Origin of the sequence: Bradyrhizobium sp. ORS 285, from assembly GCF_900176205.1 — a bacterium.
Lineage (GTDB): Bacteria > Pseudomonadota > Alphaproteobacteria > Rhizobiales > Xanthobacteraceae > Bradyrhizobium.
On record NZ_LT859959.1, the window covers coordinates 5,267,213 to 5,289,126 of the forward strand.

At 66.2% G+C, this 21,914-nt stretch carries 17 protein-coding genes; 6 read left to right on the plus strand and 11 right to left on the minus strand.

Annotated elements, in window-relative coordinates; translation table 11 throughout:
* Positions 1-212: 212 nt before the first annotated feature.
* Complete coding sequence (locus BRAD285_RS23625; protein WP_006613552.1) at positions 213-1,871, minus strand: electron transfer flavoprotein-ubiquinone oxidoreductase; 1,659 nt, start codon at positions 1,869-1,871, stop codon at positions 213-215.
* Between the two features lie 306 nt (positions 1,872-2,177).
* Here BRAD285_RS23625 and BRAD285_RS23630 point away from each other — a divergent pair, with 306 nt between their 5' ends.
* Complete coding sequence (locus tag BRAD285_RS23630; RefSeq protein ID WP_087877735.1) at positions 2,178-2,996, plus strand: uracil-DNA glycosylase; 819 nt, start codon at positions 2,178-2,180, stop codon at positions 2,994-2,996.
* Positions 2,997-3,109: 113 nt separating this feature from the next.
* On the opposite strand, the gene BRAD285_RS23635 is transcribed toward BRAD285_RS23630, so the two are convergent.
* The 4 genes from BRAD285_RS23635 to BRAD285_RS23650 all read right to left on the minus strand — a co-directional run bounded on the left by BRAD285_RS23635 (position 3,110) and on the right by BRAD285_RS23650 (position 7,389).
* A complete protein-coding gene (locus tag BRAD285_RS23635; protein ID WP_006612399.1) occupies positions 3,110-4,618 on the minus strand; it encodes a glycosyltransferase family 39 protein in 1,509 nt (502 codons plus the stop codon).
* A gap of 205 nt (positions 4,619-4,823) precedes the next feature.
* Complete coding sequence (locus BRAD285_RS23640) at positions 4,824-5,666, minus strand: ribonuclease HII (protein WP_006612400.1); 843 nt, start codon at positions 5,664-5,666, stop codon at positions 4,824-4,826.
* A gap of 80 nt (positions 5,667-5,746) precedes the next feature.
* A complete protein-coding gene (locus BRAD285_RS23645; RefSeq protein WP_006612401.1) occupies positions 5,747-6,196 on the minus strand; it encodes a VOC family protein in 450 nt (149 codons plus the stop codon).
* Positions 6,197-6,213: 17 nt separating this feature from the next.
* On the minus strand, positions 6,214-7,389 hold the full coding sequence (locus BRAD285_RS23650) for a PA0069 family radical SAM protein (protein WP_035646683.1): 1,176 nt from the start codon (positions 7,387-7,389) through the stop codon (positions 6,214-6,216).
* Between the two features lie 191 nt (positions 7,390-7,580).
* Between BRAD285_RS23650 and BRAD285_RS23655 the strand changes: the two genes are divergently transcribed.
* From BRAD285_RS23655 to BRAD285_RS23670, 4 genes are all read left to right on the plus strand, one after another.
* On the plus strand, positions 7,581-9,998 hold the full coding sequence (locus BRAD285_RS23655) for a phosphoketolase (protein WP_035646685.1): 2,418 nt from the start codon (positions 7,581-7,583) through the stop codon (positions 9,996-9,998).
* A 190-nt stretch (positions 9,999-10,188) separates the two neighbouring features.
* Entirely contained in the window at positions 10,189-10,761 is a 573-nt protein-coding gene (locus BRAD285_RS23660; RefSeq protein WP_006612404.1) for a glycosyltransferase, read from the plus strand.
* Between the two features lie 62 nt (positions 10,762-10,823).
* Positions 10,824-11,783 (plus strand): helix-turn-helix domain-containing GNAT family N-acetyltransferase, encoded by a 960-nt coding sequence (locus BRAD285_RS23665; RefSeq protein WP_035646688.1) that lies wholly within the window; start codon positions 10,824-10,826, stop codon positions 11,781-11,783.
* A 197-nt stretch (positions 11,784-11,980) separates the two neighbouring features.
* Entirely contained in the window at positions 11,981-12,421 is a 441-nt protein-coding gene (locus BRAD285_RS23670) for a hypothetical protein (RefSeq protein WP_244422219.1), read from the plus strand.
* A gap of 30 nt (positions 12,422-12,451) precedes the next feature.
* On the opposite strand, the gene moaB is transcribed toward BRAD285_RS23670, so the two are convergent.
* Positions 12,452-13,012, minus strand: a complete 561-nt coding sequence (gene moaB / locus BRAD285_RS23675) for a molybdenum cofactor biosynthesis protein B (protein ID WP_006612407.1) — start codon at positions 13,010-13,012, stop codon at positions 12,452-12,454.
* Positions 13,013-13,027: 15 nt separating this feature from the next.
* A complete protein-coding gene (locus tag BRAD285_RS23680; RefSeq protein ID WP_035646691.1) occupies positions 13,028-13,954 on the minus strand; it encodes a neutral zinc metallopeptidase in 927 nt (308 codons plus the stop codon).
* Positions 13,955-14,339: 385 nt separating this feature from the next.
* Here BRAD285_RS23680 and BRAD285_RS23685 point away from each other — a divergent pair, with 385 nt between their 5' ends.
* On the plus strand, positions 14,340-15,473 hold the full coding sequence (locus BRAD285_RS23685; protein ID WP_006612409.1) for a site-specific DNA-methyltransferase: 1,134 nt from the start codon (positions 14,340-14,342) through the stop codon (positions 15,471-15,473).
* Positions 15,474-15,476: 3 nt separating this feature from the next.
* On the opposite strand, the gene BRAD285_RS23690 is transcribed toward BRAD285_RS23685, so the two are convergent.
* The 4 genes from BRAD285_RS23690 to BRAD285_RS23705 form a co-directional block, all read right to left on the minus strand.
* Positions 15,477-16,511 carry a hypothetical protein gene (locus tag BRAD285_RS23690; RefSeq protein ID WP_006612410.1) on the minus strand — a complete coding sequence of 345 codons (1,035 nt, stop codon included), beginning with the start codon at positions 16,509-16,511 and terminating at the stop codon, positions 15,477-15,479.
* 428 nt (positions 16,512-16,939) lie between these two features.
* Positions 16,940-18,550, minus strand: coding sequence for an EF-hand domain-containing protein (locus tag BRAD285_RS23695; protein WP_035646696.1), 1,611 nt, complete (start codon positions 18,548-18,550; stop codon positions 16,940-16,942).
* Between the two features lie 182 nt (positions 18,551-18,732).
* Positions 18,733-21,300 carry an HWE histidine kinase domain-containing protein gene (locus BRAD285_RS23700; protein WP_006612412.1) on the minus strand — a complete coding sequence of 856 codons (2,568 nt, stop codon included), beginning with the start codon at positions 21,298-21,300 and terminating at the stop codon, positions 18,733-18,735.
* Positions 21,297-21,887 carry a biliverdin-producing heme oxygenase gene (locus BRAD285_RS23705; protein ID WP_006612413.1) on the minus strand — a complete coding sequence of 197 codons (591 nt, stop codon included), beginning with the start codon at positions 21,885-21,887 and terminating at the stop codon, positions 21,297-21,299. The genes BRAD285_RS23700 and BRAD285_RS23705 overlap by 4 nt, the downstream gene beginning before the upstream one ends.
* Positions 21,888-21,914 lie beyond the last annotated feature (27 nt).

Consider the following 21,914-nt stretch of genomic DNA (forward strand, 5'->3'; position numbering starts at 1 on the left):
GGTCGTATCGGACACGAACCCGGTCGGCCGCTCGTCAAGGCGCCGACAATGCCGCGTTTGGCGGCCAACCGCAAGGATTTGCAGGATATTCGGGTCAGCCGGGAGCCCCTTTGGCCAAGGTCTCCTGCGACAAACCGCGCCAAGATGGCCGTATCGTGGCCGGCTGCCCCTGCCAGGGCCGCCGGCTCACGCAATCGTGCGTTAACTCTAGATTACATCGCTTCGTAGTTCGGGCCGCCGCCGCCTTCCGGAGGAACCCAGGTGATGTTGCCGTTGGGATCCTTGACGTCGCAGGTCTTGCAGTGGACGCAGTTCTGCGCGTTGATCACGAAGCGGGGGCTGGTGCCGTCCTCGACCCACTCGTACACGCCGGCCGGGCAATAGCGGTTCGACGGGCCGGCATAGACGTCGTGCTCGGAGCTCTTCTGCAGCGCCATGTCGGCAACCTTCAGATGCACCGGCTGGTCTTCCTCATGATTGGTATTCGAGAGGAAGACCGAGGACAGCTTGTCGAAGGTCAGCTTGCCGTCCGGCTTCATCGCAGGTCTGGGCTGGTGCGCCTTGGCGGGATCGAGCGTGGCGCGATCCGGCTTGGCGTGCGACTGGGTGCCGAACAGCGAGAAGCCGAGCGTGTTGCACCACATGTCGAAGCCGCCGAGGACGACGCCGAGCACGGTGCCGAACTTCGACCACAGCGGCTTGACGTTGCGGACCTTGAACAGGTCCTCCCCGACCGGCGAGCCGCGCCAGGCGTTCTCGTAACTCACGAGCTCATCATTGGCACGGCCCGCAGCGAGCGCGGCATTGACGTGCTCGGCCGCGAGCATCGCGCTGCCCATCGCATTGTGCACGCCCTTGATGCGCGGCACGTTGACGAAGCCAGCCGCGCAGCCGATCAGCGCGCCGCCGGCGAACGACAGCCGCGGCACCGACTGATAGCCGCCTTCGGTGATGGCGCGCGCGCCATAAGCGAGGCGCTTGCCGCCTTCGAACACGCCGCGGATCGAGGGATGCGTCTTGAAGCGCTGGAATTCCTCGAACGGCGACAGATAGGGATCGTCGTAGTTCAGGTGAACGACGAAGCCAACGGCGACGAGATTGTCGTCGTAGTGATACAGGAACGAGCCGCCGCCGGTCTTCATGTCGAGCGGCCAGCCGAACGAATGCTGGATCAGGCCCTTCTGGTGCTTGGCGGGATCGATCTGCCAGACCTCCTTGAGGCCGATGCCGAATTTCGGCGGCTCGCTCTTGGCGTCGAGTGCGAACTTCGAAATCAGCTGCTTGGAGAGGCTGCCGCGCGCGCCTTCGGCGAACAGCGTGTACTTGCCGAGCAGCTCCATGCCGCGGGTGAAGGAGGCTTTCGGCTTGCCGTCCCGGCCGATGCCCATGTCGCCGGTGGCGATGCCGCGCACCGCGCCCTGCTCATCGTAGAGCACCTCTGCCGCCGCGAAGCCCGGATAGATCTCGACGCCGAGCGCCTCGGCCTTGCGCGACAGCCAGCGACAGACATTGCCGAGCGAGCCGATGTAGCAATGATGGTTGTCCATCAAGGGCGGCATCGCAAAGGCCGGCAGCGAGACCGCGCTGCTCTCGGTCATCCAGAAGAACTTGTCGACCTGGACCTGGGTCTTCAGCGGGCAGTCGTCATCGGTGCGCCAATCCGGGATGAGCTTGTCGAGCGCGACCGGATCGATCACGGCGCCGGACAGGATGTGCGCGCCGACCTCGGACCCTTTCTCGACCACGACGACGTTGAGATCGGCATTGAGCTGTTTCAGCCGGATCGCGGCGGTCAGGCCCGACGGGCCGGCGCCGACGATAACGACGTCGAACTCCATGGATTCGCGCTCGGGTAATTCTTCGGTGCTCATGTCTCTCGATCTCAAGGCCCGGCTGATGCAGCTGGATGTGGTCCCTGCCGCCCCCCGGCGCAAGCAAAGGTCAAACCCGAGAGCTGCAATAGCAACAATGACTTAACTAGGGTTCCTCAAGGCGTTCGCGTTTCGCTGGAGGCTGATCCTGAGGGGAGCGAAGGCGGCCGCCGGAACACTAGGGCGTTCCGTCCCGTTTTTGGGTTATTCCAAGCTCTTGTTTCCGATTTTTCCGGGCAGGACAACCACGTAAATGCATTCCGCCATGCGCGGAGACGGCGTAGACTGTCGCAGTTGACGATCATGATGCCCCCCGAGCCCCTCCCCGACGTCCGGCAGCTGCTCGCCTTCTATCTGGAGGCCGGCGTCGACTGCGCGCTCGCCGATGAGCCGATCAACCGGTTGGTCGAGCCCGACCCCGCGCCGGCGGCCGCACCTGTCGCGCGGCAGGCCACAGCGCCGCAGCCCGGCCGGCCGGGCGCGCCTGCGATCATTCCGCCGCGCGGAGAACCGCCGCCGCCGCCGGACGCGGCGATCGCCTCGGCGCGCGAGGCCGCGCGCACCGCGCCGACGCTGCAGGCGCTGCGCGAGCTCTTGGAAAACTTCGACGGCTGTGCGCTGAAGCAGACGGCGTCGCGGCTGGTGTTCGCCGACGGCAATCCGGAGGCGCGGATCATGCTGGTCGGCGAGGCGCCGGGCCGCGACGAGGACATCGAGGGGCTTCCCTTCGTCGGCCGCTCGGGAAAACTGCTCGACCGCATGATCGGCGCGATCGGGCTCGACCGCACCAAGGTCTACATCGCCAACGTCATCCCGTGGCGGCCGCCCGGCAACCGTACGCCGACGCCGCAGGAGACGCAGATCTGCCTGCCCTTCATCCGCCGCCAGATCGAGCTGGTCGATCCCGACGTGCTGGTGACGCTCGGCAACCCGTCGACCCAGGCGCTGCTCGGCACCACCGAGGGCATCATGCGCACGCGCGGCAAATGGCGCGACTACGACACCGGCAAGCGCACCATTCGCGCGATCGCCACCTTCCACCCGGCCTATCTGCTGCGCTCGCCGTCCTACAAGCGGCTGTCCTGGCAGGATCTGCGCGCGATCGCGACGGTGCTGGCGGTTTAGGCTCCAGCCCTCTCCACGTCATTGCGAGCGAAGCGAAGCAATCCAGAGTCCCGCCCACGACTCTGGATTGCGTCGTCGCTTCGCTCCTCGCAATGACGGAGAGTGTGGAAGCGCTACGACCCCTTCGGCCGGATGATCGCCCAGCCGATGCGCAGCACCGGCTGGCGGCCGTTGATCAGCCAGTCGAAGCTGCGCGGCACTTCCGGCACCAGGCCGGGAAAGCGCTGGACCAGCTCCGGCGGCGGCGTGCCGGCGGTGTCGGAGGCGCGCCAGACGACGATGCCGCCGTTCTCGGCGAACTTGGCCGGCGTGATCCAGGGCGTCCGCTGCGGCGTGGCATCGAGGAACAGATGCGCGCGGCGGCGGCCGAGCGCGATGAGCCCGGCGAGCTGCGGATCACCCGCGACCGCCTGCAGCCGCTGGTTGGTGCGGCGCTCAAAATTCTCGACGAAGAAGCGGGAGATGTCGCGGGCCGGCATCGAGGTCGCGACCTCGCCGTCGCCGAGCAAGGGCTGCACGACGGCGTTGCCGGCGACGAGGATCGCAGGCGCGGCGACCGCCGCGGCCCAGATCACGCGAAGAAGTCTCTGCCGGCGCAGATAGATCAGATCGCCAGAGGCCACCACCAGGGCCAGTCCCACCATCGTCAGGCTGACCGCGGTGCCGCCGAAGACGGCGGGCAGACCGAACAAGCCGGAGATCAAACTGCCCGCCAGCGCCGGTGCGATCGCGAAGCAGTACACGAAATCGCGGGCGAGCGGCGGCACGGCGCGGCGATAGATGATCGGCGCATCGGTGTCGCCGCGGCTGACCCAGCTGGCGTCGAGCACGACGAGCAGCAGCATCGCGGCGCTCGCCAGCAGCAATCCGCCGGCAAGCGCAAGCCAGTGCCAGCCACGCGCGGACAATTGTGCAAGAACCGGCAGCGCCGGCAGGCCGACGCTGTCGGAGCGCAGCACGAAGATGAGGTAGGGCAGCGCCAGCGCCAGCACAACGAGCAGTGCGAACAGCGGATCGAACGAGCGCAGCACGCGGCGGCCCTGGGCAGTCGAGACGGCGAAGCCGGCCAGCAGCAGCAGCAGGCCGGCGGCGGCCGGCGTGGTCAGCAGCAGGAGCCCCGCCTCGATCGACCAGGCGAACCAGGCATTGCGCCGGCCCTGGCCGAGAATCCGCCAGCTATGCAGCAACAGCAGCGCCCACAGCGGACGCGCCAGCACCTCGGGACCGAATTCGAGCGTGGGCGCGCCGAACGCGGTGATGGTCATGGTGAGCAGCACGGCGAGCACCGCCTGCTGGCCGCCAACAATGGAGCGCGCCAGCAGATAGATGACCCAGAGCGCCAGCGCCGAAGACAGCACCGCGAGGACGTAGACGCCGAACAAATGATTCCCAGCGGCACGATAAGCGATGTCGGCCAGCCAGAACGACAGCGGCGGCCCGAGATCGGTGCCGACCTGGTATTCCCTGCCGAACGCGATGGTCGTGGCGAGCTGGCCGGGCGGGCTGCGATAGAACAGCACGGCCGTGCCGAGCCACATCAGCGCCTGGCACAGCACCACGATGACGACGACCAGCCGCGGCCTTGCGCGGATCAGTTCGACAACCAGGGACGTGAAACGCATGAACGGCTGGTTCGCTTGGCTGGGTCGCTTGGGACGTCGAGGAGGCCGGCAGGACCGTCCCTCATCCGCAGCCGCGTTGTCCGACGCCCGCAATCGATACCGCACGATTTGGGCCCACAACACCGCCCCCGCTGCGAGGAGTGACACTTCGTGCTGGTTGGCTATCTCAAGCTTTAAGACCGCGGCGCAGTCGAGGCAACCGGCATCAGGCTTGAAGCGAGATTTCGGTGGAGGTCACCACCGTGATCTCCGCAAACAGATCGGGCTCCGGCTGCACGGCCAAGGGCTGATGCTTCTGCCGGGCCGCCACGACCGGCGCAAACAGGCTGCGGTGATGCACGGAGGGACCGAGCCGGTCGAGGGCGGCAAGATGCTCCGGCACCCCGTACCCCTTGTGCTGCTCGAAGCCGTAGCCGGGGCAATCCTGCGCCAGCGCGCACATCAGCCGGTCGCGCGTCACCTTGGCGACGATCGAGGCCGCGGCGATCGACATCACCAGCCCGTCGCCGCCGATCACCGCCTCACAATTGCAATCGACGTCGATGCGATCGCGGCCGTCGACGAACACATGCTTCGGCGCCTCCGGCAGCGCCCGCACGGCTCGCGACAGCGCCCAGAGCGACGCCCGCAGGATATTGTCGCGATCGATTCGCGACGGCGAGGCCATCGCCACGGCGAAGGCCGAGGTCTTGCAGATCTTGTCGAACAGCGCCTCGCGCTGCTCGGCACTCAGGCGCTTGGAATCGTCCAGGCCCTTCGGGATACGATTGGGATCGAGAATCACCGCTGCCGCCACCACCGGGCCGGCGAGCGGCCCACGGCCGGCCTCGTCGCAGCCGGCGACCGGCCAGATGCCCTGCTTCAGCAGTGCACGCTCGCGCCGAAAGCTCGGCGGCGCCACGGCGATGATGCCTTTGCCCGGCTTGGCGCCCACCTTGTTCGCAGCGGCCGGTTTGCTCGCACTTTTCACCGCGGAGCCTTTCTTCGCGGCGGTGGTGGCTTTCGCCCTGCCCGGCTTGTCGGCTTGGTCACGAATCATGGCGGGCATCCTGAGGACCGGCCCCCGTCAACGCAACCCGGAACCCCGCTCAATTCCCCGCTATTCCCACCGCAGCCAAGGGCCAGCGACTAGACCGGCAGATGCACTCGATTGTCCTCGCCGACATCGATCCCCGGCGCCACGACCACCTCCCAGACATGGCCGTCCGGATCGGCAAAATAGCCGCTGTAGCCACCATAGTCGGTCGGCTGCCCCGGCTTCAGCAGCGTCGCCCCCTTCTCGACCGCCGACAGCAGCGCAGCATCGACCTCGGCCTCCGATCGGCAATTCCAGGCCAGCGTGACACCACGGAAGGCCGGCGGCCGCGGCTGGTCGGCAACGCCCGCGTCGTGCGCGAGCGCTTCCCAGGGATACAGCGCCAACACGGTCCCCCCCGTCTCGAAAAACGCCACGGCCTCGCCGGTCGCGCGAAACTTCCGGGCAAAGCCAAGCGACGCATAGAACGCGATGCTCCGGCGCATCTCGGATACGCCCAGAGTGATGCCCGTGAACCGCGGCACGACGACCTCTGCACTCATTGTCCGCCCCGCAGAACTCAGAACAAACTCAACTGCTGCCCGCCACCCTTCGGCCGCACGAAATGATCCGTCGTCAGCTTCGTCCGCCGCTTGTTCAGCCCGAGCTTCTCGCAGGCGATCTCGAAGCGGCGGCCGATCATCCAGGCCATCGGTCCGGTGCCCTTCATCCGCGTGCCCCATTGCGAGTCGTAGTCGCGACCGCCGCGCATGTCGCGGATCAAGGTAAAGACGTGGCGATAACGGTCCGGATAATGCTCCAGCAGCCATTCGCGAAACAGATCACGCACCTCCAGTGGCAGCCGCAGCAGAACGTAAGCCGCTTCCTTGACCCCCGCATGCGCGGCGGCATCGAGGATGCGCTCGATCTCGATGTCGTTCAGCGCCGGGATGACAGGCGCAACCATCACCGTGGTCGGAATGCCGGCCTTCGACAATGCCTGCAGTGCCTCCAGACGCTTGGACGGCGTAGACGCCCGCGGCTCCATGGTGCGCGCCAGCTTCGGGTCCAGCGTGGTCACCGATATCGCGACCTTCGCCAGGTTCTTCTTGGCCATCCGCGCCAGGATGTCGGCATCACGCATCACCAGCGCCGACTTGGTCACGATCCCGACGGGATGGCCAACCTTTTCCAGCACCTCGAGGATGCCGCGCATGACCTTCCGCTCACGCTCGATCGGCTGGTACGGATCGGTGTTGGTGCCGATCGCGATCATTCGCGGCTCATAGCCGGTGGCCGCCAATTCCTTTTCCAGGAGCGCCGGCGCGTCCGGCTTCACGAACAGCTTGGATTCGAAATCGAGCCCCGGCGACAGGCCGAGAAAGGCGTGGGTCGGCCGCGCGAAACAATAGACGCAGCCATGCTCGCAGCCACGATACGGATTGATCGAGCGATCGAAGCCGATGTCGGGCGAATCGTTGCGGGTGATCACCTTGCGCGAGGTGTCGGTCGCGACCGTCGTCTTGAACGGCGGCAGGTCTTCGAGGCTCTGCCAGCCGTCATCGAAGACAACACGGGCCTCCGCCTCGTAGCGGCCGCTCGCATTGGATTGTGCACCCCGGCCGCGGCGCCGGCCCCGTTCAATGGCGACCGCGAGTTCGGGAAAGTCCTCAGGACCTGAGGAAGGCGCGCCCACCGGCTCGGAGGGCACCGGGACCGGTGGGCGCTTGAGGGCATGTGAAGATGCTCGGCTCATGACCAAGACATAGCACAAAATAAGAACATAACAAGAATAAAATAGAACGAAGATACAGGCGCGGGTCTGAGCCTGCGCAAGGCCAGCCATCACATTCCCGTTCTATGCTCGGGCCGCGCTGGAACGGGATGGTGCTGCGTTACTCTGATGTACGCTCCCGCAGGCGCGAAGCGGAAGGCAAGCGAGGTCCTATGCAGATCAGTTCTCACCAGCCCACCTACCCGGCCGACGATCTCGATCTGCTCGACCGCTACTGGCGCGCCGCCAATTACCTGTCGGTCGGGCAGATCTATCTGCTGGACAACCCTCTGCTGCGCGAGCCGCTGAAGCCGGAGCACATCAAGCCCCGCCTGCTCGGCCATTGGGGCACGACGCCGGGGCTGAACTTCATCTACGCCCACGTCAACCGCGCCATCGCCGCGCAGGATCTCGACGTCATTTATGTCTGCGGCCCCGGCCATGGCGGCCCGGGCATGGTCGCCAACACCTATCTCGAGGGCTCCTACAGCGAGATCTATCCGGACATCACCCGCGACGTGGATGGACTGCGAAAGTTGTTCCGGCAGTTCTCCTTCCCCGGCGGCATTCCGAGCCACGCGGCGCCGGAGACGCCGGGCTCGATCCATGAGGGCGGCGAGCTCGGCTACGCACTGGTGCACGCCTATGGCGCGGCATTCGACAATCCCGACCTGATCGTCGCCTGCGTGGTCGGCGACGGCGAGGCCGAGACCGGCCCGCTCGCCGCGTCCTGGCATTCGAACAAATTCCTGAACCCAGCGCATGACGGCGCGGTGCTGCCGATCCTGCATCTCAACGGCTACAAGATCGCCAACCCCACCGTGCTCGGCCGCATGGGCGATGCCGAGCTGAAGTGCCTGTTCGAGGGCTATGGCTACGCACCGCTGTTCGTTGAAGGCGACGAGCCCAAGGCGATGCACCGGCAGATGGCGGACGCGCTCGACGTCGCGCTCGCGAGCATCCGCTCGATCCAGCAGAACGCGCGCCAGCCGGATGCGGTGCTGCAACGCCCGCGCTGGCCGATGATCATCCTGCGCAGTCCGAAGGGCTGGACCGGCCCCAAGGAGGTCGACGGCCTCAAGGTCGAAGGGTTTTGGCGCGCGCATCAGGTGCCGATCGCAAATCCGCGCGGGAAGCCGGAGCACCTCGCTTTGCTCGAAGCCTGGATGAAGAGCTATCGGCCGGAGACTCTGTTCGACGCGCAAGGCCGGCTCGTGCCGGAGCTGCAGGCTTTGGCGCCACGGGGAACGCGGCGCATGGGCGCCAATCCGCACGCCAATGGCGGGCTCTTGAAGCGCGAGCTGAAGCTGCCGGACTATCACGCCTTCGCAGTCGAGGTGCGCTCCCCCGGCGAGACCATCGCGGAAGCGACGCGCGAGCTCGGCAAGTTCCTGCGCGAGGTGATCACGCTGAACGCAGACACCAGGAACTTCCGCATCATGGGCCCGGACGAGACCGCATCCAACCGGCTCGATGCGGTGTTCGACGTCACCGAGCGCGTCTGGATGGAAGGCATCGAACCCTATGACGTGCATCTCGCCCATGACGGCCGCGTCATGGAGGTGCTGAGCGAGCATCTCTGCCAGGGCTGGCTCGAAGGCTATCTGCTCACCGGCCGCCACGGCCTCTTCTCCTGCTACGAGGCCTTCATCCACATCGTGGATTCGATGTTCAACCAGCACGCCAAATGGCTGAAGGTGTCGCGCCATCTGCCATGGCGGCGGCCGATCGCCTCGCTGAACTATCTGCTCACCTCACATGTCTGGCGGCAGGACCATAACGGCTTCAGCCATCAGGATCCCGGCTTCGTCGATCTCGTCGCCAACAAGAAGGCCGACATCGTCCGCATCTACTTCCCCCCCGATGCCAACACGCTGCTGTGGATCGCCGATCATTGCCTGCGCACCTACGATCGCATCAACGTCATCGTCGCCGGCAAGCAGCCCTCGCCGCAATTCCTGTCGATGAAGGAGGCCGCCGTGCATTGCGACGCCGGCATCGGAATCTGGCCATGGGCCGGCACAGGGCCCGCCGACGCCGAGCCTGATGTGGTGATGGCCTGCGCCGGCGACATCCCGACATTGGAGACGCTCGCCGCCGTCAACCTGCTGCGCAAGGCGCTGCCCGATTTGAAGATCCGCGTCGTCAACGTCGTCGATCTCATGACCCTGCAGCCCGACACCGAGCATCCGCATGGCCTCAGCGATCGCGATTTCGACAGCCTGTTCACGACCGACAAGCCGGTGATCTTCGCCTATCACGGTTATCCGCATCTCATCCATCGCCTCACCTACAGCCGCACCAACCATGCCGGCATGCATGTGCGCGGCTTCATCGAGGAAGGCACCACGACGACGCCGTTCGACATGGTCGTGCTCAACGAGCTCGATCGTTTTCATCTCGCCATCGAGGCGATCGAGCGCGTGCCCGGCCTCGCCGTCTCGGCGGCGCATGTGAAGCAGCGCTTCCGCGATGCGCTGATCGAGCACGCCCGCTACGTCCGGGCGCATGGCGAGGACATGCCGGAAATCCGCGATTGGGTCTGGCCAAACAGCGCGGGCGGCACGACGCCGGCCCAGGCCGGCGACTAAGGCCAGCGACTGAACTAGCCGAGCGCGAGCCACAGCCACGCCGCATCCTGAAATAGCAGCCGTTCGGGCGTTGCGCGAACGGGCGCCGCCGGCAGCCTGCTGCAAAATTCTGCAGTGCGGCGGGCTGATTCAGTTATGACAAGATGATAACAAGAGAACCGGAGGTACTGCCAACGAAGATGCCAGGTTCATGCTGAGCGTGATCATTCCGACCGAGGGGGTCGAGCAGACCGCCGTGGCCACGCTGTCGGCGCTGGTGCCGGGCGCCGCGGCCGGCGTCGTCACGGAGGTGTTGCTGATCGACCGCTCGTCCGATTCCAGCGTGATCGAGCGGGTCGCCGATGTCGCCGGCTGCCACTTCATGAAGTTCGAGGGCTCGCATGCCGCAGCGCTGGCGGCCGGCGCCGCACAGGCCCGCGCGCCCTGGCTGATGTTCCTGCCCGCAGGCGCCGTGCTCGATCCCGGCTGGATCGACGAGACCATGCAGTTCGTCCAGAGCGTCGGCGCCGCGGGACGTCCGCTCGCCGGCGTTTTCCGCTACGCCCGCTCGCCCTATGCAGCCGTCAGCCTGCGCGACCGCCTGCGCTCCGTCGCCCGCGCCCTGATCGGGCCGCTCGGAGACCAGGGCCTGCTGATCGCCCGGGAGCACTACCGCCAGGTCGGCGGCTACCGGCCGGACGTCAAACGCGCGGAGACGCGGCTGCTGCGCCAGCTCGGCCGCTCCTCCCGCACCATGCTGCGCAGCCGGATCGTGATGGTCTGAGCGACGCCGATACTTGCCAAAGTCAATCATTTGGTTGACAATGGCAAATATCGGAGGTGCTCATGAATCCTTCTCGATCAGACAGCCAACTCGTTGACGCAGAGGTCGCGGACCAGCAGGTCGCCGCCGTTCGCGCCTTCAACCGCTTCTACACCCGCAAGCTCGGCGCGCTCGACCAGCATTTGCTGGACAGCCCGTTCTCGCTCGCCGAGGCGCGCGTGCTCTACGAGCTGGCGCAGCACGAGGCGATCTCGGCCAAGGAGATCGGCCTCTCGCTCGGCCTCGACGCCGGCTATCTCAGCCGCATCGTGCAGAGCTTCGACGAGAAGAGCCTCATCAGCCGCACCCCGTTGCCCTCGGATCGCCGTCAGCAGCAGCTCGGCCTGACCGCAAAGGGGCGGCAGGCCTACGCCCGGCTCGATCGCAGCTCGCAGAAGGAAATCGCGGCGATGCTGGCTCCCCTCGCGCCGGCCCTGCGCGACCGGCTGGTCGGCGCCATGGCGACGATCGAAGGCGCGCTGGAGCCGCAACGGCCGCAGCGCTCCCCCGTGCTGCTGCGCAGTCACCGCCCTGGTGACATCGGCTGGGTCGTCGCCCGCCACGGCGCAGTCTACGCCGAGGAGTACGGTTGGAACGCCACGTTCGAGGCGCTGGTCGCCGAGATCGGCGCGCAGTTCATCCGCAATTACGATTCCACCCGCGAGCATTGCTGGATCGCGGAATTCGCCGGCGAACCGGTCGGCTCGATCTTCCTGGTCAATGGCGGCAACGGCGTCGCCAAGCTGCGGCTGCTGCTGGTCGAGAAGAAGGCGCGCGGGCTTGGCGTCGGGCGCGCCCTGACCGAGCAATGCATCCGCTTTGCGCGCGAAACGAACTATACGACGGTCGAGCTGTGGACGCAGAGCATCCTCACCGCGGCGCGCGACATCTATGCCCGCGCCGGCTTCCGCAAGATCGCCGAGGAGCCGCACGCGATGTTCGGCGTGCCGCTGACTGGGGAGACATGGCGGCTGGAGCTGTAGCGCTGCTCGTCGCCGTAGCAACCGCCGGTGGGGCGAACTCTCCTCCACAACACGCTGAGCCCGACGATTGCGAAGTTCCCGCGCGCCGCTAGTATGCCGCGAAATTGGAGCGGGTCTCAGCAGTGATGGATTTGATGGTGCGATCGAGGTTTGCGACGCTTGTTGCGTTGGCCGTCGTGTTTGGCGTCGGGGCTGGAATGGCGGCTCACGCCGCGCCGCAGGAAGAGGCGACTCAGCAACAAGCGCCCAAGCAAAAAGCGTCCAAGCGACAAGCGCACAAGGGACAGGCGATCAAGGAACAAGCGATCAAGGGACCGGCAACGGTCGAGATCACACGGACGACCGACCTGCTCTTCATGGGCGTGAATGCCACGGTCGAGATCAACGGCGCCAAGATGGCGAGCCTTGGCCGTGGCGAGAGCTACAGCGGCCAGCTCACATCAGGCGAAACGACGATCACCGTCTCGGCCTGGTCCTCGCCGGGCTCGTCGAACATTCGTTTCAATGCCGAGCCCGGCAAAACCTACCGAATGCTCGTCGGCCCGCGCGGCAATCATTTTGGGGCCGCCATGGTCGGAGGTCTCCTCGGCGCTGCGATCGAAGGCGGCGGCGCGTTCGAGATCGTGCCGGCGAAGTGAGCCGGCTGAACGCCTCCGCTATTCCTCAAATCAGGCCGTCGCGCCTTGCGCCTTCGGCCGGCGCAGATGCTCGTCGAGCCGCGGCATGATCTCGACGAAGTTGCAGGGCCGCGTGCGGTAGTCGAGCTGGGCTGCGAGGATGCCGTCCCAGCCGTCGCGGCATGCGCCCGGCGAGCCCGGCAGGCAGAAGATGTAGGTCGCGCCGGCGACGCCCGCCGTGGCGCGGCTCTGGATCGTCGACGTTCCGATCTTGGCATGGCTCAGCAGGTGGAAGGCGATCGAGAAGCCGTCCATCCGCTTCTCGAACAGCGGCTCGATCGCCTCCGGCGTGACGTCACGGCCAGTGAAGCCGGTGCCGCCGGTGGTGATGATGACATCGACGCCGGGGTCGGCGATCCATCCTTTCACCACGGCGCGGATCTTCTCGACATCGTCGGTGACGATGTCGCGCGCAGCGAGCTTGTGGCCGGCCGCGGTCAGGCGATCGCTCAAGGTATTGCCCGACTTGTCGTCGGCGAGCGCGCGCGTGTCGGACACCGTCAGCACGGCGATGTTGAGGGGAATGAAGCTCTTGCTCTCGTCGATCGCCATCGTGACTCGCCCTCCCTAGAGCTGCGCGTTCGCGGCGAACGTGTTGCAGGCCTGGACTGTGCCCTGCTGATAGCCGATCATGAACCAGCGCTTGCGCTGCGCCGCCGAGCCGTGGGTGAACGAGTCCGGCACCACCCGACCCGTAGCCTTGCGCTGCAAGGTGTCGTCGCCGATGGCGGACGCCGTGGTCAGCGCCGCATCGATATCGCCATCCTCAAGGAAGCCCGGCCGCTTCTTCGCCTCACGATTGACCCAGACACCCGAGAGGCAGTCCGCCTGCAACTCGACCTTGACCTGCAGCGCGTTGGCCTCGGCCTTGTTGTCGGCCTGCTGCTGCATGCGCGTCACCCGCGGCAGGATGCCGAGCAGGTTCTGGACGTGGTGCCCGGCCTCATGCGCGATGATGTAGGCCGCGGTGAACTTGCAGGCGTTGCCCTGGCAGCCGCGGAAGCGTGTCTCGACCTCGCGGAAGAAGTTGGTATCGAGGAAGATCTGCCGGTCCGGCGGACAATAGAACGGCCCCATCGCCGACTGCGCCATGCCGCAGCGGCCGCCATTGGTGCTGTTGCGAAACAGCACGATCTTCGGTCCGGTGTAATTCTGGCCGCTCGATTGGAAGATCTCGCTCCAGCGGTCGTCGATCTCGCCGAGCACGCCGGCGATCATGTCGCCCATCTCGTCCTTCGGCGCGCCGGTCTTGCCCGGCGAGCGCCGATCGGCCTGATAGCTCGGCGAGCTGCCATGGCTCACCATCTCGGCGCCGCCGATCAGGATGCGCGGGTCGATGCCGAAGGCGTAGCCGATCAGGCCGAGCACGATGATGGTGCCGATGCCGAGCCCGCCGCCGCCGATCGGCAGACCCATACCGCCGCCCATCCCGCCGCCGCTGTCGTCGCGACGGTCATCGATGTCGTCGCTGCGACGGAAATCATCGTAACGCATGGCGGCCTTTCCTCACTGTGCTTGCGCGGCTCTGCGCGAAAATCCCAACGCGGCAAACAGGTAAAATTTCCACTGTGTTAATCAATATCCCGCCCGGCAAGTTTTGCCTAGCTCTGCCAAATAAACTGGCGCACGCGCCGCACCGCGACGGGCGCCGCTCATACGCAAGACAGCGAAAAGCCATTCGCGATCGACACGTTGCGGAGAGACGACCGCGCACCGATCAATGCCTCCTCATCGTCGGTGCGCGTGATGAACATGGTTGCAGAGATACGAAAAATTTTCCCGGTTAAGTCCATTTTTACTTTGCCAGGTCAATGTGTGGGCAGTCGGTTGTTAGGTCCCGCGTCGCCGACAGCGTCGCCTGAGTCAGAGTTCTTGAGTCATGGTAGAGTCGCGTCGCGGGGCGTCTGCAAAGGCGCCCCGCACTAAATTTCAGCCCCTTGAAGAGCACCGAATCATCGTCGGCGACTGCGTCGCCGAGATGTCGAAACTGCCGGCCGCATCCGTCGACCTGGTGTTTGCGGACCCGCCATACAATCTGCAGCTCAAGGGCGAGCTCAAGCGTCCCGACGAATCGCAGGTCGATGCCGTCAATGACGATTGGGACAAGTTCTCCTCGTTCGCCGCCTATGACGACTTCACCCGCGCCTGGCTGCTCGCCGCGCGCCGCGCGATGAAGCCGAGCGCGACGATCTGGGTGATCGGCTCCTATCACAACATCTTCCGCGTCGGCGCGATGATGCAGGATCTCGGCTTCTGGATCCTCAACGACATCGTGTGGCGCAAGTCGAACCCGATGCCGAATTTCCGCGGCCGCCGCTTCACCAACGCGCACGAGACCATGATCTGGGCCGCGCGCGACGAGAAGGCGAAGGGCTACACGTTCAATTACGAAGCGCTGAAGGCGTCCAACGAGGACGTGCAGGCACGCTCGGACTGGCTGATTCCGCTGTGCACCGGCGAGGAGCGGCTGAAGGACGGCGACGGCAAGAAGGTTCATCCGACGCAGAAGCCGGAAGGCCTGCTCGCCCGCGTGCTGCTGTCATCCTCGAAGCCCGGCGATCTGGTGATCGATCCGTTCAACGGCACCGGCACCACCGGGGCCGTGGCAAAGCGCCTCGGCCGCCGCTACATCGGCTTCGAGCGCGACAAGGTCTATGCGGAAGCGGCCGAACGCCGCATCGCGGCGGTCGAGCCTCTGCCAGAAGCGACGCTGGCGCCGTTCATGACCGCGCGCGAAGCGCCGCGGGTGGCGTTCTCCGAATTGATCGAGCGCGGCATGATCGCGCCCGGCGCCAAGCTCGTCGATTCCAAGCGCCGCTACGGCGCGCTGGTGCGCGCCGACGGGGCGATCATGCTGGGTGACAAGGTCGGCTCGATCCACCGCATCGGCGCCGTCGCGCAAGGCCTGCCGGCCTGCAATGGCTGGACGTTCTGGCACGTCGAGACGAAGGGCGGCCTCAGGCTGATCGACGAGCTGCGCGCCGAGGTCCGCTCCGAGATGAGCGCCGCCTGAGGCTCACGACCTCTGGCGCCCCTGTCCGGAATAGCGCGCCAGGAGGTCTTCGACCTCGTACTGCTCGTCATAGCGCGCGTCGTCGCGCGGCACGACCGAGACCTGCGCCATGCGCTGCGGCTCGCGGCGCGGAAGCCCCGGGTGGAAACTGTCCACCGCCGGCAGATGCATGCGGTCGAGCTCCGGCTCAGCCGGCCAACGCGACACGCGGCGCGCCGCCACGGGCTCGAGACGCAGCTGCCGCTTGGCCCGCGCGCGCGCGAGCAGGACGCTGGTCGAGAACCCCGCAACCGCAACAGCCCCGAGGAAAGCGAACAGGCGCGTGCGCGCTGCTTCGTCATTGATCCCGGTGACCGACATCGTCGGAGCTGCTTCGGCCACCGTCTGCGAGGTCGTGATCGGCGCAGTGGTGTCGGCCGTCGCGGCATCGCTCGTCGCTGCTGCAACGGTATAGGACGACGATCGCGGCGCAGGCACGGGCTGCGCCTGCAGCGTGTCGGATGAATCGGGCCAGCGCGTCGCGACAGCCGAATCGGCCGGCGCCGCAGCGCTCGTCTCGGCCACTGGCGCCGAGTTCATCGGCGCAGGAGCCGCCGCGGTGGAGGGCGCCGGAGCGGGCGCAGGCGCAGCGGGAAATGCAGCGACCGGCGGGAACACGCCGGAGGGACGCGTCGCTACGCTCGGCCCCGACGCCGTCGGCTTGATCTCGTCGCCGGCCTGATTCGCCGAGGACTGGATTTCGGCGCGCGCATCGGCCGCAGATGACGACAGCGCCGTGCGATCCCGATGCGAGGCCAATTTCCGCGTGGTGAGCGAGGCGCCCTGCGCCGCGCGATCGTCCTCGCGAAGATACCAGCACTGCTTCTTCGTCGTGCGATCGACGCGATAGAACCAATGCTTTCCAGCCGGAGTCTCCCCAGGCTTTGCAAGGCATTCGTCAGCAGCCGATGCCGGTTGAAACTCGACTGTCACCGCCGCCGCTCCCACCAGCACGACAGCAGCAACACACGGCAACACATTCGCCGTTCGATTCGTCATCAGTCCTCCGACGATTCAACGCGCCCCCGTTGCGCCGTTTCGGCGATGACTTCGTTCGGAATAAGGCTGCGGAGGTTCCATTTGTCGAAACAATGTTAGAACGGCGGTGTCGTTTGGATGCGTTCTAATTTTTTCGGGCTGTTTTGTCGCAGCAACAGCGGGAATACGGCGCGATGTGACCGCTCATCGCGCGTTGGAGCCAACGCGACAACACGCGGATGTGAGACGGACCGCACAGGAAAAATCATGCATGCCACTCACCGCAAGCGGTTCGCGCAAGCATTCGCCACGCACGAACGCCGACGATGACATCGAGCATCTTCAACTTCTGTCCTGCGCGAAGAGAACGCTCCGCGCAGAGGTTGACAGCGAAGGCAACGAACGCAATCGATTGCGTATCAGCTTCGTCTCGCGACGCGCGCGATGACTCAGCGCGACCGACAGATCCCGCCCTTGCTCTCGCCCGTCTCCTCGACCACGACGCAGGAATGGCCGGGATCGCCGTCGGGATAGGGCGTGCCCTTCATGACCAGGAACGTCACCGAATGCGCGCCATACAGCCCGGCAGGAAAACGGATCTTGCTGCGCACGATGTATTCGCCGCTGCGGTTCTCGGTGAGCGCGCCTGACGCGAGCAGTTGCACGATTCCGGCCTGCGACGGCAGCACCTCATAGGGCACAGCGGGCACGGAGCTCACCACCGTCTTCGGGTCGATCTCCATCACGCCGCCGGGAAAAAATCGCATCATTTCGTCGCGGGCGCGGCTCGGGCCCATCTGGATGGTGGCGTTGCCGCCGCTGCCGATGATCGTCAGCGAGCCCTCGCGCTTGCGGATGACCAGCGACCCGTCACGCTCATCGCGCGTCGTCTCGATCTTGCCTGATGGCGCCGAAAAGACGCTGACGGAATATCTCGCGGCGAGCACGTCCGGCGCCTTGCCGGTCATGCGGCGGACGGCGCCTGCACTCACCAGCGAGCCACTCGACGGTGCCTCCGAGAAATAGCTGAGACAGTTGGTTCGCTTGAGGAAGCTGACCCGCTCGCCCGGCACGCCGGTCACGCCCGCGAGCGGTGCCGCTTGTGGATCGGAGCCGCCGGCACCGGTCTGCATGCTGCTCACCACGATCCGCTCGATCCGCTCGACCGCGCCGGAGACCTGCCAGATCGTGGCACGATACGTCGAAACGACGAGGTAGAGCGGCTCGTTGCCCGGCTCGATGACGATGCGGCCGGTGCGCACTTCGACGTCCTGCGACTTGAGCGTGACGTTCGACAACGCCTCCGCCTCGTAGCCGCTGAACAGCATCACCTTGGCGTTGTCGGAGGCGGCCGGCAGCTCGCAACCAGCCTTTTCAGCCTCTTCCTTCTTCGCAGCGGTCGCGCGAACCAGGCTCTGGCTGTAGTCGGTCGCCTCCTGCTGCGAGATCGTGCCGTTGCCGTCGGTATCGACCTTGCGGAACAGTGCTTCGCCGGCGCTGAGATAGTCCTGCAGCATCACCTCGTCCTTGCCCGCGGCATCGAGCACCTGGCGAACGCGAGCGCTCTGGCCGCCGCTCGGCCGTTGTCCCGCAGCCGACTTCGCGGCCTCCGCGATTGAGATCTTGCCATCCTTGTCGGCGTCGAACGCCATCAGCCGCTGAACGGTGCTGTCGATCTGCTTGTCCGGAGAATAGCTGGAATTGATTTTCTGCGACTGCGCCAGCTGAAACCTCAGCTCATAGCGCATCAGCCTCCGGATCTCGTCCTCGGTGACGAAGCCGTCACCATCGACATCATAGCGCATCACGCCTTGCACGGCCTGAATTCGCGCCTGAGCCGCTTCCATGGTGGCATGCAGCTCGACGTCACGCGCGCTGAGCCGGCCGTCGCCGTCGGCATCGAGCTGCGCGAATTCGCTGCGCTGCTGTTCCTGGACATTCTCCAGCGTCGCGCCGGCCTGGATGCGCGCCTGCCACAGCTGCGCTGACCAGGACGTCACGCGCTCGGATCGCGCGGGCGCGGTTACGGCCATCATCATGGCTGCGATCGTGCTGGTCATGAGCGCCGACCGAAGCGTCACTCTCTTCTGCTGACGAGACATGCGTCCTCCCCACTGGCTGCATCGCCTCCTCTAGCGCAGATCGTGAAAACTTCGGACAACACCTCCCATCAATCGTGCGCCAGCGTAAATCCGATCACGCGGCTAAGATGAAATTCGCAGCCGCTGCGGTAATGATCGATTTACCGATCGGGATCATCGCGACCGGCGGCGGCCAGCTTCAGCATCTTCGACAGCGCCTTCTCGACCAGCTCGCGCGTATACGGCTTCTGGATCACCGGCGCCGCGGCGAGCTCGGCCGGGATCGGCGCGCGCTCGCCATAGCCGGTGGCGAACATGAAGGGCACGCCGAGCTCCTTCAACCTGTGCCCGACCGGCAGGCTGCTCTCCGCGCCGAGATTGATGTCGAGCAGCGCGAAGCTCGGCACCGCGCGCTCGATCGACTTCAGCGCCTGATTGACCGAGGCTGCCGTGTCGATGTGACGCGCGCCGAGTTCCAGCAGGATCACTTCGGCGCCCATCGCGATGATCAGATTGTCCTCGACGATCAGCACCGTGCCGGACAGGCGTGGCGCATCGTCGTCCTTGACCTGATGCCGCGAAGGCGCGCCTGCCAGCGCTGGCACCATCTGGACGAAATTGGCGGGGATCACGAAGCGCGCCTGCACGCCGAGTAGGTCGAAGCGGATCTCGGCGTCGCCCTTGAGATCGAACGGTACCGAGCGCTCGATGATCGTGGTGCCGAAGCCGCGCCGCGACGGCGGCTGCACCGGCGGCCCGCCGCTCTCCTTCCAGTCGATCACCAGGCTCGATCCGGGATCGAGCCGCCACAGCACCTGGACCTGTCCCGTCGAGTCGGCGAGCGCTCCGTACTTCGCCGAGTTGGTCATCATCTCGTGCACGACGAGCGCGAGCGTCGCGAACGCCTTGGGATCGAGCGCGACATCGGGCCCTTCCATGCGCACGCGCCCCGCCCGCGAGCCGAGATAGGCGCCGGCCTCCGATTCGAGCAGGTGGCGCAGCGCCACCGGCGCCCAATTGAGATTGGTGATCTGGTCATGCGCCCGCGCCAACGCCTGGATGCGGCCGCCGAGCACGGAGACGAACTCCTCCACCGACGTCGCGGTGTCCTTGCTCTGCGCGACAAGGCCGCGCACCAGGCTCAGGATGTTGCGGACGCGGTGATTGAGCTCGGCGATCATCAGCTCCTGCCGCTCCTGCGCGCCGCGGCGCTCGCGCGCGGCAAGCTCCGACAATTGCAGGATCACCTCCAGCAGCGTGACACGCAGGCTCTCGGCAATGCGCAGGTCGGCCGCGGTCCACGGCTTCGACTGGCCGGCGACCGTCTGCTGCCAAAGCTCGAAGCTCTTGCGCGGCGTCAGCCGAGCGCCGAGCGGACCTTCGGCATAGACCTTGTTGGGATCGCCGGCCCAATTGACCGAGCGCAGCACCTCGCGGCGGAAGAAGATCAGGCAGTCGCGCGGCGTGCGCGAGATCGGGATCGCGAGGAAGCCGGCGGCGCGATCGCGGAACGCCTCGCCGGACGCATACACTTTGGCGATCTCCGCGCTGGCGCAGATGCGGCCGGGCGAGGTGCGGTTGATGAAACCGATGAGGTCCTGCACCTCCTCCTCGGTCGGCGTCTCGCCGTCGAGCGTGATCTCGTCGTCGGACCACACCGCAAGCCCGTCGCATTCGATCATCTGCTTGTAGTCTGCGACGAACTCCAGGATGGCGCGCTTGCTGTGCGCCTGCGCAGCGGCGCGCTCGATCAGCCGCTCCTGGATCTGGTGCGCGCGGCTTTCATAGGCGACGTCGGTCTCGCGCTCCCGAGCCTCCAGCAGCCAGGAATACATCTGGCCGAACAGCTCGGCCGCGGTGCGCTTCTCGAACGACAGGTGGCGCGGCGAATAATGATGGCAGGCGAACAGGCCCCATAGCTTGCCGTCGCGCAGGATGGAGACCGACATCGAGGCGCCGACGCCCATGTTGCGCAGATATTCGATGTGAACCGGCGAGACCGCGCGCAGCACGCTCATCGACAGGTCGAGCAGCCCGGCATTATGCGCCGGTGTCGACATCAGCGGCGACGGCGTGGCGTTGATGTCGGCAATGATGCGCAGCCAGTTGCGCTGATAGAGCTGACGCGCCTGGCGCGGAATATCGGAGGCGGGATAGTGCAGGCCGAGGAAGGGCTCGAGGCCCGAGCCCGCGGTCTCCGCGATGACCTCGCCCGATCCATCCGGATGGAAGCGGTAGACCATCACGCGATCGAAGCCGGTCAACAGCTTGAGCTGTCGCGCCGCCTCTTGCGCCAGATCCGTCATGCCCGTCGTCTTGCGGATGCGGCCGAGCATCAGCCGCACCAGCTCGCCCGAATTGACGCCGGGCTCGATCAGGCTGGGCTCGGCCTCGACGACGAGGTAAGCGCCGGAAAAGTGGATGGCGAGATCGAACAGCCGGCCGTGGCCTTGCAGGTCGACGCCGAACACGCGCTCGACGGCATCCGGGCCACTGAGATAGTCGACGCGGGCGCGGATCACCGCAGCGGCGCTCTCGCTTAGGACAGCCGCGAGCGGCTTGTGCAGCAGCCAGGCGATGTCGCCGCCGAGAAACTCCGGCGCATTCTCCGAGGCCATGCAGATGGTGAAGTCCGACACCAGCGCCAGCAGGAAGCCGAACGGCTGGACGTGGCCCGGCACATGGATCGGCTCGCGATCGCAATTGGTGAGGTTGACCGGCTCGTTCATGCTGCTGCCATCGCGGTCGCGAAGATCGCGAACGCAGCCTGCGCACTCGCAATCATTCGTTCTTGCACGTCCGGCGTCATGGGCTCGCATTCGAGCTGCGCCAGATAGCTGCGCCACAGCCCTTCACCCGCGCCATGCCGCAGATAGCGCGTCGCGTGTCTCACCCGCGGATCATCCGATGCGGTGACCACGCGCAGCAGATAGGCCGCTCCCAGCCGCGATCCTTCCAGGACATAAAGGGTGCCGAACACCGCCGCGCGGTCGACGATCGGAAGCGAAAGTTCCAGCGGCGCGGCATGGCCGCGGAGCGCGGCGAGATCCGCCCGGATCGCTTCGCTACGCCGGCGCTGCGGCCAGGCTTCGATCACAGCGGCGACGCCGGCCTGCTCCAGCGCCTGCTCGAGCGGCAGAAGCGCGGCGGCGCTCGACGCCAGGAAGCGGCGATAATGCGCTGTCGTCGTGAGGTCGTACTGGCCGAGGCGCTCGTCGAGGGCGTGATGAGCCGCTGAGGTCGCGGCTTTCAGCCTGTCGCGGATCCCGGTGGTGGCGGTGTGAAACGAGTCATCGGAAATGGCAGCCAGCGACATCAAGGGGCCCAGAAAAAAGGAGATCGG